At 71.1% G+C, this 15,361-nt stretch carries 16 protein-coding genes; 10 read left to right on the top strand and 6 right to left on the bottom strand.

Translation table 11 applies throughout. The features are described 5' to 3' along the window. Nucleotides 1-30: 30 nt before the first annotated feature. Entirely contained in the window at nt 31-744 is a 714-nt protein-coding gene (locus tag ACIBQZ_RS08670; RefSeq protein ID WP_396087860.1) for a sensor histidine kinase, read from the bottom strand. 223 nt (nt 745-967) lie between these two features. On the opposite strand from ACIBQZ_RS08670, the gene ACIBQZ_RS08665 reads away from it, so the two are divergent. The 10 genes from ACIBQZ_RS08665 to ACIBQZ_RS08620 all read left to right on the top strand — a co-directional run bounded on the left by ACIBQZ_RS08665 (nt 968) and on the right by ACIBQZ_RS08620 (nt 9,177). After that, a complete protein-coding gene (locus ACIBQZ_RS08665) occupies nt 968-1,666 on the top strand; it encodes a response regulator transcription factor (RefSeq protein WP_396087859.1) in 699 nt (232 codons plus the stop codon). Nucleotides 1,667-1,750: 84 nt separating this feature from the next. Then, complete coding sequence (locus ACIBQZ_RS08660; RefSeq protein ID WP_396087858.1) at nt 1,751-4,093, top strand: chemotaxis protein CheW; 2,343 nt, start codon at nt 1,751-1,753, stop codon at nt 4,091-4,093. 1 nt (nt 4,094) lies between these two features. Then, the gene (locus ACIBQZ_RS08655) at nt 4,095-4,532 is read left to right on the top strand and encodes a chemotaxis protein CheW (protein ID WP_396087857.1); all 438 of its coding nucleotides are present in this window, start codon (nt 4,095-4,097) and stop codon (nt 4,530-4,532) included. Continuing rightward, nucleotides 4,532-5,404, top strand: a complete 873-nt coding sequence (locus tag ACIBQZ_RS08650; protein ID WP_396087856.1) for a hypothetical protein — start codon at nt 4,532-4,534, stop codon at nt 5,402-5,404. The genes ACIBQZ_RS08655 and ACIBQZ_RS08650 overlap by 1 nt, the downstream gene beginning before the upstream one ends. Before the next feature lie 16 nt (nt 5,405-5,420). Beyond that, nucleotides 5,421-6,617, top strand: coding sequence for a chemotaxis response regulator protein-glutamate methylesterase (locus tag ACIBQZ_RS08645; protein WP_396087855.1), 1,197 nt, complete (start codon nt 5,421-5,423; stop codon nt 6,615-6,617). Further along, nucleotides 6,614-7,459: a CheR family methyltransferase gene (locus ACIBQZ_RS08640; protein WP_396087854.1), complete on the top strand. Its 846-nt coding sequence runs from the start codon at nt 6,614-6,616 to the stop codon at nt 7,457-7,459. Before ACIBQZ_RS08645 ends, ACIBQZ_RS08640 begins: the two co-directional genes overlap by 4 nt. 15 nt (nt 7,460-7,474) lie before the next feature. Further along, nucleotides 7,475-7,852, top strand: a complete 378-nt coding sequence (locus ACIBQZ_RS08635; RefSeq protein ID WP_396087853.1) for a response regulator — start codon at nt 7,475-7,477, stop codon at nt 7,850-7,852. Then, entirely contained in the window at nt 7,849-8,325 is a 477-nt protein-coding gene (locus ACIBQZ_RS08630; RefSeq protein WP_396087852.1) for a chemotaxis protein CheX, read from the top strand. Before ACIBQZ_RS08635 ends, ACIBQZ_RS08630 begins: the two co-directional genes overlap by 4 nt. Next, nucleotides 8,322-8,684, top strand: coding sequence for a response regulator (locus tag ACIBQZ_RS08625; RefSeq protein WP_396087851.1), 363 nt, complete (start codon nt 8,322-8,324; stop codon nt 8,682-8,684). The genes ACIBQZ_RS08630 and ACIBQZ_RS08625 overlap by 4 nt, the downstream gene beginning before the upstream one ends. 7 nt (nt 8,685-8,691) lie before the next feature. After that, nucleotides 8,692-9,177: a hypothetical protein gene (locus ACIBQZ_RS08620; protein ID WP_396087850.1), complete on the top strand. Its 486-nt coding sequence runs from the start codon at nt 8,692-8,694 to the stop codon at nt 9,175-9,177. Nucleotides 9,178-9,214: 37 nt separating this feature from the next. Here the strand turns inward: ACIBQZ_RS08620 and ACIBQZ_RS08615 are convergent, their stop codons facing one another. From ACIBQZ_RS08615 to ACIBQZ_RS08595, 5 genes are all read right to left on the bottom strand, one after another. Beyond that, a complete protein-coding gene (locus ACIBQZ_RS08615) occupies nt 9,215-10,264 on the bottom strand; it encodes a sulfotransferase family protein (protein WP_396087849.1) in 1,050 nt (349 codons plus the stop codon). 105 nt (nt 10,265-10,369) lie between these two features. Next, nucleotides 10,370-10,612 (bottom strand): hypothetical protein, encoded by a 243-nt coding sequence (locus ACIBQZ_RS08610; RefSeq protein ID WP_396087848.1) that lies wholly within the window; start codon nt 10,610-10,612, stop codon nt 10,370-10,372. A 3-nt stretch (nt 10,613-10,615) separates the two neighbouring features. Then, a complete protein-coding gene (locus tag ACIBQZ_RS08605; protein ID WP_396087847.1) occupies nt 10,616-12,169 on the bottom strand; it encodes a hypothetical protein in 1,554 nt (517 codons plus the stop codon). Beyond that, a complete protein-coding gene (flhA, locus tag ACIBQZ_RS08600) occupies nt 12,147-14,189 on the bottom strand; it encodes a flagellar biosynthesis protein FlhA (protein ID WP_396087846.1) in 2,043 nt (680 codons plus the stop codon). The genes ACIBQZ_RS08605 and flhA overlap by 23 nt, the downstream gene beginning before the upstream one ends. Before the next feature lie 78 nt (nt 14,190-14,267). After that, complete coding sequence (locus tag ACIBQZ_RS08595) at nt 14,268-15,359, bottom strand: flagellar biosynthesis protein FlhB (RefSeq protein WP_396087845.1); 1,092 nt, start codon at nt 15,357-15,359, stop codon at nt 14,268-14,270. Between the last annotated feature and the right edge of the window lie 2 nt (nt 15,360-15,361).

Below are 15,361 nucleotides of genomic sequence, written 5' to 3'. Positions count from 1 at the left end.
CGTTTAGGCAGTACACCTGCGAAGTCTGTGTCAATCTGGGGGGATGGTCGGCGGAAGGGCGATCTCGGCGCCGGCGCCCGTTTCGGGGTCGAATGTCAGGCGCACCGACCCGCCGTGCCGGGCGGCGATGGCCTCCGCGAGCAGCATCCAGACGGCGGTGCTGCGGCGCCGGTGCGGCGGCTCCGGCGTGGCCAGCATCCCGGCCATCAGGTGCTCGTCGGTCAGTTGCTCGGCCTGGCGCGCGGTGACCAGCACCGTCCAGCCCGCCGGCCCGGCCACGGCGTGCACCGTGGCGGACCGGTCGGCCGCCCCGCTGGCCACCGTGCCGACGACCGCGTAGAAGAGGTCCCGCAGCAGGGCGGCATCCGCCATGATCGGCGGTCCCGGGTCGGCCCGCACGGTCGCCGCGGTGTACGGCTCCCGGCCGGCCAGCAGCTCCGCGGCCTCCCGGACGAGCGCTCCCGGGTCCACTTCGCTCGGCCGCAGCTCCAGGTCGCCGGTCTGCAGCCGGGTCACCAGCATCAGATCCTCGACCAGCGTGAGCATCCGCTCGGTGTTGCGCCGGACGGCGGCCAGCGCGACCGAGCGTTCGGCCGCCGCCAGGTCGTCGGTGTCCAGGCTCTCGGTGAACGAGGCGATGGTGGTCAGCGGCGTCCGCAGCTCGTGCGAGATGACCGTGAGGAAGCGTGGCTGCAGCGCGCCGCCCGACAGGGTCGGCGGCGCGGGAGCGGGGACGGAGGTCATCGGTTACCCACCGATCGGCCCCGGAAGCGGAAGCGCACGGTGAACTATAACTTTCCGTATATGAACGGACACGTCACGCTATCGTGGTTTTGGACATTTCATCTTCGTCGTCCGCGGTCGCGGGGGACGCACGCAAGACGCTGACCGATGCCGAGCACGTGCCGTGCCGTTCGGGCAGCCGCGTCTGGCGACGCAGGCGTTGGGGGGTCATGGTGATGGCGGCATGAGCAGATTGCTCGTGGTCGAGGACGACCCGGACATCGCGTTGGCCCTGCGGCTGCTGTTCAGCCGGGCGGGCTACGAGGTGGCGCACGCCGGTGACGGCCGTACCGGCCTCAAGGAGGCGTACGCCGAACACCCCGATCTTGTGGTGCTCGACGTCGGGCTGCCGGAGATGGACGGCTGGCAGGTGCTCGAACGGCTGCGGGACGTCTCGGACGTACCGGTGCTGGTGCTGACCGCGCACGGCCAGGAGGCCGAGAAGGTCCGCGGTCTGCGCGGCGGCGCGGACGACTACCTCACCAAACCGTTCGCGAACAACGAACTGCTCGCCCGGGTGGAGGCGCTGCTGCGCCGCTCCTCCGGCGCGCAGAACAGCTGGGCCAGCCAGATCTACGACGACGGCCTGGTGCACCTCGACCCGACCAAGCGCCGGGTCTACGTCAAGGGTGACGAGAAGCGCCTCACGCCCACCGAGTTCCGGCTGCTCAACGCGCTGGTCCGGCACGCGGGGGCGGTGCTGAGCCCGAACCAGCTGCTGACCCAGGCCTGGGACGACCCGACCGGCATCGGCCAGGAGCGGGTCAAGTTCGCCGTGCTGCGGCTGCGCCGCAAGCTCGGCTGGACCGATCCCGAGGATTCACCGATCGAATCCGTCCGTGGATTCGGCTACCGCTACCGGCGTCCGGGTGGTGACAGCTGAGCCGGACGCGTAGCAGTCCGGGTGTCCTCAGGTGAGGACCCGGTGGGTCGATGAGGGCTTTGGGAAACGAGCAGGAGGTAGTCCGTGGAAGACCTTGGCGAGATCGTCGGCGAATTCCTGATGGAGAGCCACGAGAACCTGGATCAGATCGACCGCGATCTCGTGGCGCTCGAGCAGGAACCGGGATCGCGTGACCTGATCTCACGCATCTTCCGGGCAATCCACACGATCAAGGGAACGAGTGGATTCCTGGCCTTCAGCCGGCTCGAGACGCTCGCGCACGCCGGCGAGTCGCTGCTGTCGCGGCTGCGGGACGGCGTGCAGCCGGTCACCCCGACCACGATCACGACGCTGCTGGCCACGATCGACGGCGTCCGATCGCTGCTGGAGGCCATCGAGCAGGACGGCAACGAGGGCGACGTCGACGTCGACAGCATCATCACCGCCGTGCACGCGCAGATGAACACGCCCGCCGAGGCCGAGGCCGCGGCCGCTGCCGCGCCGGCTCCGGCCGCCGAGGCGCCGGAGCCGCTGGACGAGAAGCCGGCCCGCCAGGCGCCCGAGCCCGTGGAGGGGCAGCGGAAGCCGCTCGGCGAGATGCTCGTCGAGTCCGGCGCCGCGGCGCCCAGCGACGTCGGCTCCGCGCTGCAGCAGCAGCTCGAGGGTGACGAGCGCAAGCTCGGCGCGATCCTGCTCGACGAGGGCAAGGCGGCGCCGGCCGCGGTCAACGACGCGCTGCAGGCGCAGGCGCCGAAGCGCAGCGTCGCGGACAGCGCGATCCGGGTCGACGTGGACCTGCTGGACGGGCTGATGAACCTGGTCGGCGAGCTGGTGCTGGCCCGTAACCAGCTGGTCCGCGGCGTGATGGAGACCGGCGACTCCGGCCTGGTGCGCAGTGCCCAGCGGCTCGGCATGATCACCAGTGAGCTGCAAGAGGGCATCATGAAGACCCGGATGCAGCCGATCGAGCACATCTGGTCCAAGCTCCCGCGGGTCATCCGGGATCTCAGCCAGTCGCTCGGCAAGCAGGTCGAGCTGGTGATGGAGGGCAAGGAGACCGAGCTCGACCGCAGCCTGCTCGAGGCCGTCAAGGACCCGCTGACCCACCTGGTGCGCAACGCGGTCGACCACGGCATCGAGGAGGCGGACAAGCGGGTCGCCGCCGGTAAGCCGCCCGTCGGCACGCTGACCCTGCGGGCGTACCACGAGGGCGGGCACGTCGCTGTGGACGTGGCCGACGACGGCGCCGGCATGGACGTCAACCGGATCGCCGAGAAGGCCGTCGAGAAGGGCCTGCTGCGTCCCGAGCAGGTCGCCACGATGGACAAGCGCGAGATCATGGCGATGGTCTTCCAGCCCGGCTTCTCCACCGCCACCAAGGTGACCAACGTGTCCGGCCGCGGCGTCGGCATGGACGTGGTCAAGACCAACATCGAGCGGATCGGCGGCGCGGTCAGCGTCGACTCGACGCTGGGCGAGGGCACGGTCTGGCGCCTCACCATCCCGCTGACCCTGGCGATCATCCAGGCGCTGACCGTGGACTGCGGCGACCAGCGCTACGTGGTGCCGCAGGTGGCCGTGCTGGAGCTGGTCTTCATCGACGGCCAGTCCACCAAGATCGAGTACGCCTCCGGCGCGCCCGTCTACCGGCTGCGCGGCAAGCTGCTCCCGCTGGTCCGCCTGGACCGGGCCCTCGGCCTCGACGTCGGCGGTGACCAGGGTGTCTACATCATGGTGCTGCACGCCGACGGCCGCCGCTTCGGCCTGGTCGTGGATCGTGTGCTGAACACCGAGGAGGTGGTGGTCAAGGCGCTCAACAGCAGGTTCAAGGACATCGGCCTGTACGCCGGCGCCACCATCCTGGGCGACGGCAAGGTCGGCCTGATCCTCGACGTCTCCTCGCTGGCCCGCCGCTCGCACCTGACCGCCGAATCCGACCGGGAGAACCTGGTCGGCACCTCGCGCGCCAGCAGCGCCTCGGCCAACGGCGAACGCCTGCTGGTCACGGCCGTCGGGGAGCGCCGGGTGGCGATCCCGCTGGACGCGGTCACCCGGCTGGAGGAGTTCCCGCGGGACCGCATCGAGCACGCCGGTTCGCGGGAGGTCGTGCAGTACCGCGGCCAGATCCTGCCGCTGGTGCGGCTGTCGCACCTGCTCGGGGCGTACAGCGAGACGGAGGAGGGCGACACCGTGTCCGTGGTCGTCTACAGCGAGGGTGCGCGCAGCGTGGCCCTGGTCGTCGACCGGATCGTCGACATCGCCGAGAACTCCACCACGGCCCGCCGCGAGGCGGAGGAGGACGGCCTGGTCGGCACCGCGGTCATCCAGCAACGGGTGACCGAGCTGCTGGACGTGCGCCGGGCCATCCTGGCCGCCGACCCGAACTTCTACACCGAGGTCGCCGACGAGTTCCTGGTGGAGGCCTGACATGGCGAGCCGTCAGTTCGCCACCTTCGAGGTGGCCGACCAGCTCTTCGGGGTCGAGGTGCACACGGTGCAGGAGGTGCTCTCCTACAACGAGTACACGCCCGTACCGCTGGCGCCGCCGGCCGTCGGCGGTCTGTTCAACCTGCGGGGGCAGGTGATCGCCGCGGTCGACCTGCGGGTGCAGCTCGGCCTGGTCCGCCAGGCCATGCAGGGGCCCGTCATGAACGTCATCCTGCGCGGCGACGGCGAACCGGTCAGCCTGCTCGTCGACCGCATCGGCGAGGTCGTCGACCTGGACGACGAGGCCTTCGAAGGACCGCCGGACACCCTCGCCGGTCACACCCGGGAACTGGTCACCGGAACCTTCAAGATGGACGGGCGGCTCATGCTCGCACTGGACGTGAACCGAGCAGTCGACACCTCTCGAGCCACCACCTGATGTACAGCCTCGTCAGCGCCCCCGTCCTCGGCTTCGACCTGACCCGCCTCGGCGGCGGGTCGGCGACCGCCGAGGTGCTGCTGCGCGCCTTGCGCCTCAGCGTCGGGGATCTGCCGACGCTGGCCGACCGGCTGCCCGACGAGGGTGTCCGCGGCCCGCTCTGGGTCGAGGTGGAGAGCGCGGCCCGCCGGATGCCGACCCTCAAGGGCCTGAAGGCCGACGACCCGGCCAGCTCGCTGGCCCTGGTCGAGCGGGCCCCGATCGGGTCGGTGGACTCGCTGCTCACCTGCCTGCGGTACGACGTGATGGCGTGGACCTGGCACGGCGCCGGCCGCGACGCCAAGCAGAGCGAGGCCGCCGCCTCGGCGACGGCCCTGCTCTGCGACGCCGCGGTGGCCAGCTACCTGCGTGAGGTGCTGGACGACACGACCCGCCGGATGCTCGGCGCCGGCTGGGTGTCCGCGCTGCGCAAGCTGCCCGCGGGCAAGCCGATCGACCTGGGCCCGCACCACTACGCGATCTCGGCCCTGCTGGACCGGCTGCGCTCGATCCGGGCCAACGACCTGACCCGGCTGCTCCAGTCCGCCGAGGACGCCCGGCGCAACGCCGGCGGGTGGTCCCCGGCGGTGCACTCGGCGTCGTGGGCGGCGTACCTGTCGGACCGGGTGCGCACCGCCGCGGCCGCCCAGATGCTGCTCGTGCAGGCGATCGACACGGCCGCGATCCCGCTGGCCGATCGCGCCGGCGGGGTGTGGAACATGCTCAGCGGCGCGGTGCAGGCCCTGGTGGTCCGGGACCTGCTCGACACCGCCACGGCCCATCGCCTGCTGGCGCCGGTGGTCGCGGCGCTCGGCCCGGCGTGGCTCGGGTGAAGGGCCCGGTGACTTCATGATCAGAGTCCTGGTCGTCGACGACTCCGTGGTCGTCCGCCGGCTCATCGTCGACTCGCTGACCGGCGCGCCGGACATCGAGGTGGTCGGCACGGCCGCCAACGGCCTGCTGGCCCAGGCGAAGATCGACCAGCTCAAGCCGGACGCGGTCACGATGGACATCGAGATGCCGCAGATGGACGGCATCGCGGCGGTCCGGGAACTGCGCAAGCGGCACAAGCACCTGCCCGTGATCATGTTCAGCACGCTGTCGGCCTCCGGGGCCAGCGCGACGCTGGAGGCGCTGTCCGCTGGCGCCACCGACTATGTGACGAAGCCGAGCAACGTCGGCTCGATCGCCGAGTCCATCGCCGCCGTCCGGGACCAGCTGGTCCCGAAGATCCATGCGCTGGCCGGCCGCCGCCCGTCCGGCCCGCCCGGCCCGCCCGCACGGCCCGGCCCGGTGCCGGGCCGGCCGGGGCTGAACCCGGCCCTGGCCACCCGCCCCGGCGGTCCGGTGCCCGGCCGTCCCGGCCTGGCTCCGACCCGTCCGGGCGCTCCCGCCGGCGCCGGCCCGGCCCGGCCGGCACGCCGTGCCGGAGTGGCCGGCCGCGTCGACATCCTGGCCATCGGCTCCTCGACGGGCGGCCCGGACGCGCTGACCAAGGTGCTCCAGGCGCTGCCGGCGGACCTGCCGGTGCCGATCGTGGTCACCCAGCACATGCCGCCGGTCTTCACCCGGATGTTCGCCGAGCGCCTGGACCGCAGCACGCCGTTGCACGTGGTCGAGGCCGGCGACGGCATGGAGCTGGCGCCCGGCACCGTCTACATCGCTCCCGGCGACAAGCACCTCGTGCTGCAGCGCCGGGGCACCGCGACGCTGACCCAGCTCAGCGCCGCGCCGCCGGAGAACTCGTGCCGTCCGGCGGTCGACGTGATGTTCCGTTCGGTGGCCGCGCTCTACGGAGCGTCGGCGTTCGCCGCGGTGCTGACCGGCATGGGATACGACGGACGGGGTGGTGCGAAGGTGCTGCGTGAGGCAGGAGCCGAAATCCTGGCGCAGGACGAGGCCAGTTCCGTGGTCTGGGGCATGCCGGGCGCCGTGGTCGGCGCGGGCCTGGCCGACGAGATCCTGCCGCTGGACCGGATCGCGGCCGCGCTCATGCAGCGGCTCCAGGCCGGTCGCGTGTCGCGCCCGACGGCGGTGACCCGATGAGCCTCTCGGCTGCCGACTTCGCGTTCGTCTCGGCCATGGTGCGCCGGGAGGCGGCCATCGTCCTCGCCCCGGGCAAGGAGTACCTGGTCGAGGCCCGGCTGATCCCGGTGGCGCGGCAGGTGGGCGCGGCCAGCGTGGCCGACTTCCTGGCCAACCTGCAGCGCCGGCCGAACCAGGCCGACCAGCGCCGGGTCATCGACGCGCTGACCACCAACGAGACGTCGTGGTTTCGCGACCGGGAGCCGTTCACCGCGCTCACCGACGTGGTGCTGCCCGAACTGGTCCGCACCCGGGGGACCAACCGCACGCTACGGGTCTGGTCCGCGGCCAGTTCCAGCGGCCAGGAGGCGTACAGCCTGGCGATCACGCTCCAGGAGAACCTGCCTGCCGGGTGGTCGTACGAGATCCTGGGCAGCGACATCTCCACCGAGATGATCAAGCGGGCCGAGGCGGCCGAGTACAGCCAGGTCGAGGTCAACCGGGGGCTGCCGGCGTCCCAGCTGGTCCAGTACTTCGAGCGGGCCGGCGCGCACTGGCGGATCACCCCGGGGCTGCGGCGCAACGTGTCGTTCAAGCTGATGAACCTGACCGCGCCGCTGCCGCCGCTGCCGCCGTTCGACGTGATTTTTCTCCGCAATGTGCTCATCTACTTCGACGTCGCGACGAAGAAGTCGGTGCTGCGCAACGTCGCCCGGCTGTTGCGGCCGGACGGATGGCTGTTCCTCGGAGCTGCCGAGACCACGATCGGCATCGACGACAACTACGAACGGGTGGCGGCCGGCCGGACCTCTGCCTACCGAGTCCGGAGCGCGGTGCCCGTCGGCACCGCGAGGAAGGGGTGAGCTGCGGTGCGTGCCATGGTGATCGACGATTCCCGAGCGATGCGGATGATTCTCAAGCGCATCGTCGCCAAGCTGAACTTCGAGTCGATCGAGGCCGGTGACGGCCAGGAGGCCCTTGATCTGCTGGCCACGATGACCGAGGTGCCGGAGTTGGCCCTCATCGACTGGAACATGCCCAACATGAACGGGCTCGAGTTCGTGACGAAGGTCCGCGCCGAGCCGCGGTTGCGCGAGATGACGCTGGTCATGGTCACGACCGAGAGCGAGCAGAGCCAGATCGTCCGGGCGCTCGCCGCCGGCGCCCACGAATACGTGATCAAGCCCTTCACCGAGGGCGCCATGATCGAAAAGCTGGCCCTGCTGGGCCTCGTTCCGACCGGAGCAAACTCATGAGCAAACCTGTGGTGACCGAGGGAGACCTCGCCGAGATGGTGGAGCAGGTGTGGGTTTCCTACCTCGATCCCGAGGGGATCAGCCCGCTGGTGATCCACGGCGACATGAAGCAGTCGTCCGATGTGCACTCGACGGTCTCGATCACCGGGAACTGGCACGGCCACCTGGTCTACGCCTCGTCGCGGGAGGCGGCCAAGAAGGCCGCCGCGGCGTTCCTGGCGATGGAGCCGGACGAGGTCAGCCAGGAGGACATCTCGGACGTGCTGGGTGAACTGGCGAACATCGTCGGCGGCAACGTCAAGGCGATGCTCCCGGCGGGCTGCTTCCTGTCGCTGCCGACGGTGGTGCTCGCGCCCGACACAGCTTCGTACTACCCGGCCGCCGAGCGGATCAGCGGACTCTACGGCATCTGGGACGGCGAGCCGGTTTCCATCTCGATGTGGCAGAGCGTCAAGCAGGAGGCAAGCGCATGAAGATCCTGATCGCGGACGACAGCCGGGTGATGCGGCAGATCGTGACCCGCACCCTGCGGCAGGCCGGCTTCGGCGACCACGACCTGGTCGAGGCCGCGGACGGGCAGCAGGCCGTGGACATGGCGGTCAACGAGAAGCCGGACCTGGTGATCTCGGACTGGAACATGCCGGAGATGACCGGTATCGAGGTGCTGCGCAAGCTGCGCGCGGCCGGCAACGACGTGAAGTTCGGCTTCGTGACGTCGGAGTGCACGCCGGAGATGCAGCAGGCGGCCGAGGCCGCCGGTTCCGCCTTCTTCATCGTCAAGCCCTTCACAGCGGAACGTTTTGACGAGGTCTTCTCTCCTATTTTGGGATGATATAGCTATGTCTGACACCTCGGTTATCCCCGTCGCACTCAACGTGCGTAACCTGTTCGAGGACCTGCTCGGCCGCGACGTCAACGTCTCGCCGGGTGATCCGATGACCGCGGCCGACCTGCCGACCGGCGTGTTCGCCGTCTACACCGACGAGATGCAGCAGTTCTACGCGGTCCTCGGCATGCAGCTCGCGCTGGCCGCCAACGCGGGCGCCGCGCTGGGCCTGCTCCCGGCCGGCGCCGCGGAGGACAGCATCGAGGAGAAGACGCTCTTCCCGAACCTGGCCGAGAACGTCTTCGAACTCTGCAACGTGCTGACCAGCCTGCTCAACCGCGAGGGCAGCCCGCACGTGAAGCTGTACCAGGTGATCTACCCGGGCATGGAGCTGCCGAACGACGTCCGGGCGCACCTGCTGGCGCTGGGCAAGCGCCTGGACCTGACGGTCGAGGTGGCCCGGTACGGCAAGGGAAAGCTGTCCCTGTCGCTTGCCTAGGCCGCCGGGGCGCGGGTGACCCCCGCGCCCCGTCCGGTCACGGCTGTCCGGCGTCGATCCGGTCACCGGCGGCCTGCGGCTCCGACGGGCCCCGCTGCGGCAGCACCATCCCGGGCACATAGGCCAGGTCCCGGCTCGGCCGCAACCGGCTCGCCGCCCGGCTCAGCCCGCGGCGGGCCGGGGCAAGGCGCTGCGGAACGGCCGTCCAGCCGTAGCGGAGCAGCTCCGCCGGGGCCGGGCGGATCGTGCCGGACAGCTCGTAGCCGCCGGCCAGCAGCCGGGAGCCGAGGGCCGCCTCGCACAGCGCGATCTCCTCCGGGTCCAGCCGGGTCTGCCAGCTCTGCACCCGCTGCGTGGTCACCGGGGCGTGGGTCAGCGCGTGCCAGGTCTTGAACGACGGCACCGCCACCTCCGCCACCGCCGACGGCTCGGCCATCGCCGGGTCGTACTCCTCACCCAGGTACGCGCACATCGCGGCGAGCCGCCCGTGCGGGTCGGACACCAGATCCTCGTAGCGCACCTCGTGCCACTGTTGCGGTCCCAGCCGCCGGGCGGCCCGGCGGGCATCGTCGACCGCCCGCGCCCACGCCGCCACCGTCGCGTAGATGTCCTTGCGGTGCCAGGACATCTCCTTGAGCGAGGCCACGCAGTCCCGGCCGTCGCGGACGATGTTGATGAACTGCGCGTCCGGGAAGAGCCGCAGCAGGATGTCGATGTTGTGCAGGTACGCCGGCCGCTTGTCACCCCAGCGCGGCTTGCCGAAGCGGGCCGCGTACCGCTGGAAGATCGTGCCCAGCGCGGACCCGAGCGTGCCCGGCCCGGCCGTGATGCGCTCGACGATGTCGTCGCCGTCCAGTCCCAGGTCGCAGAACCGGGTGTCCTGGCGGTCGACGATCCGGCGGGCGAGCGCACGCCGGTTCTCCGGGACCGCCAGGTCGCCGAACTCCCGGCGCTCCCGGTACACGGCCAGCATGAACCGGGTCTCGGGCGGAATGGCGATGCGGGGATGGGCGTGCAGCATGAGCTGGAGCATCGTGGTGCCCGAACGCGGGCAGCCGACCACGATGATCGGGCGGTCAGTGGGCACGGTGCACCTCTGGGCAGTCGATCACCAGAGGTAACATATGCTAACAAAACGGACTTGTTAACTACCGGTCAACGCGTGTCGCAGAATCCCGGCAGGGACCTGCCCTCAGGACGGTCCCGCCTCGGCCTCGGCTCCACCGGGCGACGGCCGGGTCGGCGTGCCCGGCTCCTCCGTCGTGCCGTAGCCGTCGGTGACGAAGCGCAGGCCGGCGAGCAGGACCGCGGCGATCGGCACGGCGATGAGGAACCGGATCAGCGTCTGGCTGATGTCGATCTCGTCGGTGACGTAGCGGTACAGCGCCGGTGCGCTCATCAGCAGCGCGAACAGCAGGACGGAGGGCCGGATCACGAGCTACCTGCCCCGCGACGGCCGCCGCGGGAGGGCGGCCATCGGGACCACATCCGCGGCGATCCGGGCGCAGAGCATCGCGGCCCAGGAGTGCGGGGTGGCGGGCTTGCCGTCCAGCGAGACGATCGGCAGGTCCAGGCCCAGCACGGTGGCCGGGTCGGCGGTGATGTCGACGCTGTGCACCACCAGCGCCTCCACCTCGCCCAGCGTCCGCAGGTGCCGCGCGGAGTCGGCGGTCTTGCGGGTCGCGTCCACGACCGCCCAGACGGCGGTCGCGCCCAGCGCGTCGCACATGTCGCTGACCCAGATCGGGTCGGTGCCGCCGACCGGTGCGTCGACCACCACGATCCAGGCGTGGTCGGCGTTCTGCAGCCGGTCCGCCTTCGCCGCGGCGGCCGGCGGATCGCCGAGCACCCGCGAGGAGTGCATGCCGGTGCCGGCCGCGGTCGGCCCGCCCAGCATCAGGTGGGCCTGGTCGATCCCGGACTGCTCGCAGAGCTTCTTGGCGATCGGCAGGGCGTGGTCCAGGTCCCCGCAGACCACCAGGATCTCCCCGGGCGCGTCCGGCACGGGCGGTGCGCTGGGCCGCGAGGCCAGCACGCTCAGCACGCCGGCGTAGGTGTCCCCGCCGACGATCTGCGCCGCCATCGCCTCCGGCATGCCGACCTTCATCAGGTTCAGCTGCACCGGATCGGCCTGCACCTGGCGCAGCACGGCCGGTGGCTGGGCGGTGGTGGTCGCGTGCAGGGTCGGCCCCGGCGCGGTCGCCGGCACCCCCAGGCCCAGCCCGGCCAGCGTCTCGGCCAGCCCGCCGCCGGCCGGTGCGGGTGAGGTCGGCACCAGCCCGTACGCCGCGGCGGCGGTGCGGGGCGGCGCCGGGTTCTGCGCGGCCCGGGTCGCGGCGACGTTGGTCGGGTAGGACGACGAGTCGTTCACCCCCAGGCCGCCCATGAGCTCCGCCAGCGACGGGACCGTCGGCTGCGAGCGGGTGCCGGAGTGGCCGCCGTTGACCGGTGAGCCGGTGGCCTGGGCCGGGCGGAACGGCCGTACCGTCGGCCCCTCCGGCCGGGTCTCGGCGGCCGGCGGCCGCCCCCACGGGTTCGTGTCGGCCTTGTCCAGGCCGGCCATCAGCTCCGCGAACGCGGTGCCCGGGTCGGCCGCGGCCCGGCCGGCCGCGCCCGGCATCCCGGCGCCGATCCCGGGCCGGCCCACCGCGGCTTCCGCGTCGCCCATCCCGGCGTCCCGGCCGGTCAGCCGGTCGGGCGTGGCCGGACCGCCCTCGGGCGCGATCCGGTCGCGTGACTCGGCTCGGGCCAGTAGTTGTTCCAGCGACTGCGGCGGCTCCTCGGCCGCCGGTTGCCGCCTTGACGTATCGCGTTCCTCGACGTCCGGGACCTCGACCGACAACTCGTAGTGCTGCTTGGCGAAGAAACCGCCGAAGCCACCGCTACGGACCTTGTCGGCCGAGATGATCCGGACCGAGGAGCCGTACTCATCGCGCACCTGCGCCAGCAGCGGCTCGATGGCCGGCCCCTCAAGCAGTACCCGCGTAGGCACCGTTCACCACCCCCATGGTCTCGATCTGTGCGGTGGAACCTGAAATCTCGGAATAGGACAGCACCTGCACCCGGCGTGAGCCGGCCCGCAGGAGACGCATCAGTGGCAGCCGCAGCTGCGGTGAGCAGGCCAGCACCGGGGTGATGCCCTGCTGTTCGGCGGCCTCGACCAGCCGGCCCGCCTCGGTGACCATGGCCTCGGCCCGCATGCCGTCGATCGCCATGAAGGCGCCGGTCTCGCTCGGCCGCAGCGACTCGAGCAGGTTCTGTTCGAGCATCGGTTCGAGCGTGATGACGGTGAGCCGGCCGCCGGCCGCGTACTGGGCGGCGATGGCCGGGCCGAGCGCGGCGCGGGCCGCCTCGACCAGGCCGTCGTGGTCGACGGAGACCTTGGCGCGCAACGACAGCGACTCGAAGATCCGGACCAGGTCACGGATCGGCACGCCCTCGTCGAGCAGCGCCTGGAGCACCCGCTGGATCTGGCCGAGGCTGAGCAGCGTCGGCGTCAGCTCCTCGACGACGACGGGGTGGGTGCGCTTGACCATCTCGCTCAGCGCCCGCACGTCCTCGCGGCCGAGCAGCCGGCTGGCGTTCTGCCGGACGATCTCGGCCAGGTGTGTGATGATCACCGAGGCCCGGTCGACGACCGTCGCGCCGGAGAGTTCCGCCTGGTAGTGCAGCTCGGCCGGGACCCACTTGCCGGCCAGCCCGAAGACCGGCTCGACGCCGGCCCGGCCGGGCAGCGCCTGCAGGCCGTCGCCGATCGCCAGGACCGTGCCGGGCGGGGCCTGGCCGGTGCCGGCGTCGACGCCGCTGATCCGGATCGCGTACGAGGAGAGCGGCAGGTCCAGGTCGTCCCTGGTGCGCACGGGTGGCATCACCATGCCCAGCTCCAGGGCCATCTTGCGGCGCAGCGCCCGGACCCGGTCCAGCAGGTCACCGCCGTTGGTGTCGACCAGGTCGACCAGGTCGGGGGAGAGCGCCAGTTCCAGCGGGTCGACGCGCATCTCACCGAGCAACTGCTCGGGCGAATCCGGCGCGGGCCGTTCGAGCTCGGCCGCCGGCGTGCCGGCCGTGTCGGGTTCCGGGTCCTTGATCCGCTGGGCGATCAGCAACACGGCCGCGCCGACCAGCAGGAACGGGATCTTGGGCAGGCCCGGGATCACGCAGAGCCCGAGCGCGGCGCCGCCGGCGATGCGCAGGGGCAGCTTGTTCTGGCTGAGCTGAGTGGTGACGCTGCTGCCCATGTCGCCGCTGGTCGCCGAGCGGGTGGTGATCAGGCCGGTGGCGACCGAGAGCAGCAGTGCGGGGATCTGCGAGACCAGGCCGTCGCCGACGGTCAGCAGGCTGTAGTGGTTCATCGCGTCCGCGGGGGACATGCCCTCCTGCAGGATGCCGATCGCAAAGCCGCCGACCAGGTTGATCACCGTGATGATGATGGCGGCGATGGCGTCACCCTTGACGAACTTGGAACCACCGTCCATCGCGCCGTAGAAGTCGGCCTCGGCGGCGACGTCGGCGCGGCGCTGTTTCGCCTCGGACTCGTCGATCAGCCCGGCGTTCAGGTCGGCGTCGATCGCCATCTGCTTGCCGGGCATCGCGTCGAGGGTGAAGCGGGCGCCGACCTCGGCGACCCGTTCGGCGCCCTTGGTCACCACCACGATCTGCACGATGATCAGGATCAGGAAGATCACCAGGCCGATGACCAGCGAGCCGCCGACCACGAAGCTGCCGAACGCGTGGATGACCTTGCCGGCGTCGCCGTCGCGCAGCACCAGCCGGGTGGCGCTGATGTTGAGCGCCAGCCGGAACAGCGTGGCCACCAGCAGCAGCGCCGGGAAGACCGAGAAGTCCAGCGGCCGGTGCACGAACATGGCGATCAGCAGGATCAGCAGGGCCCCGGTGATGTTGAGTGCGATGAGCAGGTCGAGCAGGAAGGTCGGCAGCGGCACGACCATCATGACGATGATGCCGATGACCCCGATGGGCACGGCGAACTTACCGAGGTTGCGGTTCTTCACAGCACCCCCTCCACTTGCTGATACTCCCGCAGTGGGGCGCGTGATGTGAGTAAATCTCCCAGATTGTGGCTATGCGCCCTAGACGGCCGCCGGGGTCGGGTTCGGATTGCGGTGCAGCCCGGCCGCCGAGCCCCGGGCCTTCAGGCTCATCACGAACGCCAGCACCTTGGCCACCGCGCCGTAGAAGTCGGCCGGGATCTCCATCCCCACCTCCACACTCTTCTCCAGCGCCCGGGCCAGCGGCACGTCCTGCACCATCGGGATGCGGTGCTCGGCGGCCAGCTCGCGGATCTTCTGGGCGATCGCCCCCTGGCCCTTGGCGAGCACCCGGGGTGCGCCCTTCTCCGGGTCGTATCGCAGGGCCACGGCCACGTGGGTCGGGTTGACCAGCACCACGTCGGCGGACGGCACGTCGGCCATCTGCCGGTTGCGGGCCATGGCCAGCTGCCGGGCCCGGATCTGACCCTTGATGTGCGGGTCGCCCTCGGTGTTCTTGTGCTCCTGCTTGACCTCCTCCTTGCTCATCCGCAGCTGCTTGTTGGTGCGCCGGCGCACCACGAAGTAGTCGGCGGCGGCCATCACGATGCCGGCGGCTGCCGCGGCCCGGATCAGCGACAGCGCGGCGTCGTTGATCACGCCGAGCAGCGAGCCGATCTGCAGCTGCCCGGCGGTCATCAGCAGCGGCACGATGTCCTTCATCGTCATGTAGAGCACGCCGCCCAGCACGGAGGTCTTGACGATGGCCTTGGTGCCCTCCCAGAGGGCCTGCGGGCCGAGCATCTTCTTGATCCCCGGCCACGGGTTGAGCCGGTTGAACTTCGGGATGAACAGCTTGGTGGCGACCCGGATGCCGCCCTGGGCGCCGGCCGCCGCCACCCCCACGGCCATCATGGTCAGCGCCAGCGGCAGCACGGCCCAGGCGGCGCTCCACATCCCCTCCTTGAGGATGTGCAACGCCACCTGCGGATCCGGGTCAGCGATGACGTCCGGGATCTTGGCCATCAGCTCCCGGGAGTGGTCCATCGTCGAGCGCAGCGTGCGTGGCAGCACGATGCTGGCGGCCAGCATGCCGACCCAGGCACCGATGTCCTGGCTGCGCCCGATCTGTCCTTCCGCCCGGGCCTTCTTGAGTTTCTGGGGTGTGGGTTGTTCGGTCTTCTCGCCGGCCACGG

This window comes from Actinoplanes sp. NPDC049599, from assembly GCF_044465625.1.
Taxonomy (GTDB): Bacteria; Actinomycetota; Actinomycetes; order Mycobacteriales; family Micromonosporaceae; genus Actinoplanes.
This window is presented reverse-complemented; position numbering and strand designations above follow the sequence as displayed.

What these genes read in the sequence shown, in the direction of transcription:
- ACIBQZ_RS08650 (WP_396087856.1), top strand. Translation starts at nt 4,532, where the DNA reads ATGTACAGCCTCGTCAGCGCCCCCGTCCTCGGCTTCGACCTGACCCGC.
- ACIBQZ_RS08625 (WP_396087851.1), top strand. Translation starts at nt 8,322, where the DNA reads ATGAAGATCCTGATCGCGGACGACAGCCGGGTGATGCGGCAGATCGTG.
- ACIBQZ_RS08620 (WP_396087850.1), top strand. Translation starts at nt 8,692, where the DNA reads ATGTCTGACACCTCGGTTATCCCCGTCGCACTCAACGTGCGTAACCTG.
- ACIBQZ_RS08630 (WP_396087852.1), top strand. Translation starts at nt 7,849, where the DNA reads ATGAGCAAACCTGTGGTGACCGAGGGAGACCTCGCCGAGATGGTGGAG.
- ACIBQZ_RS08640 (WP_396087854.1), top strand. Translation starts at nt 6,614, where the DNA reads ATGAGCCTCTCGGCTGCCGACTTCGCGTTCGTCTCGGCCATGGTGCGC.
- ACIBQZ_RS08635 (WP_396087853.1), top strand. Translation starts at nt 7,475, where the DNA reads ATGGTGATCGACGATTCCCGAGCGATGCGGATGATTCTCAAGCGCATC.
- ACIBQZ_RS08655 (WP_396087857.1), top strand. Translation starts at nt 4,095, where the DNA reads ATGGCGAGCCGTCAGTTCGCCACCTTCGAGGTGGCCGACCAGCTCTTC.
- ACIBQZ_RS08670 (WP_396087860.1), bottom strand. Translation starts at nt 744, where the DNA reads ATGACCTCCGTCCCCGCTCCCGCGCCGCCGACCCTGTCGGGCGGCGCG.
- ACIBQZ_RS08645 (WP_396087855.1), top strand. Translation starts at nt 5,421, where the DNA reads ATGATCAGAGTCCTGGTCGTCGACGACTCCGTGGTCGTCCGCCGGCTC.
- ACIBQZ_RS08665 (WP_396087859.1), top strand. Translation starts at nt 968, where the DNA reads ATGAGCAGATTGCTCGTGGTCGAGGACGACCCGGACATCGCGTTGGCC.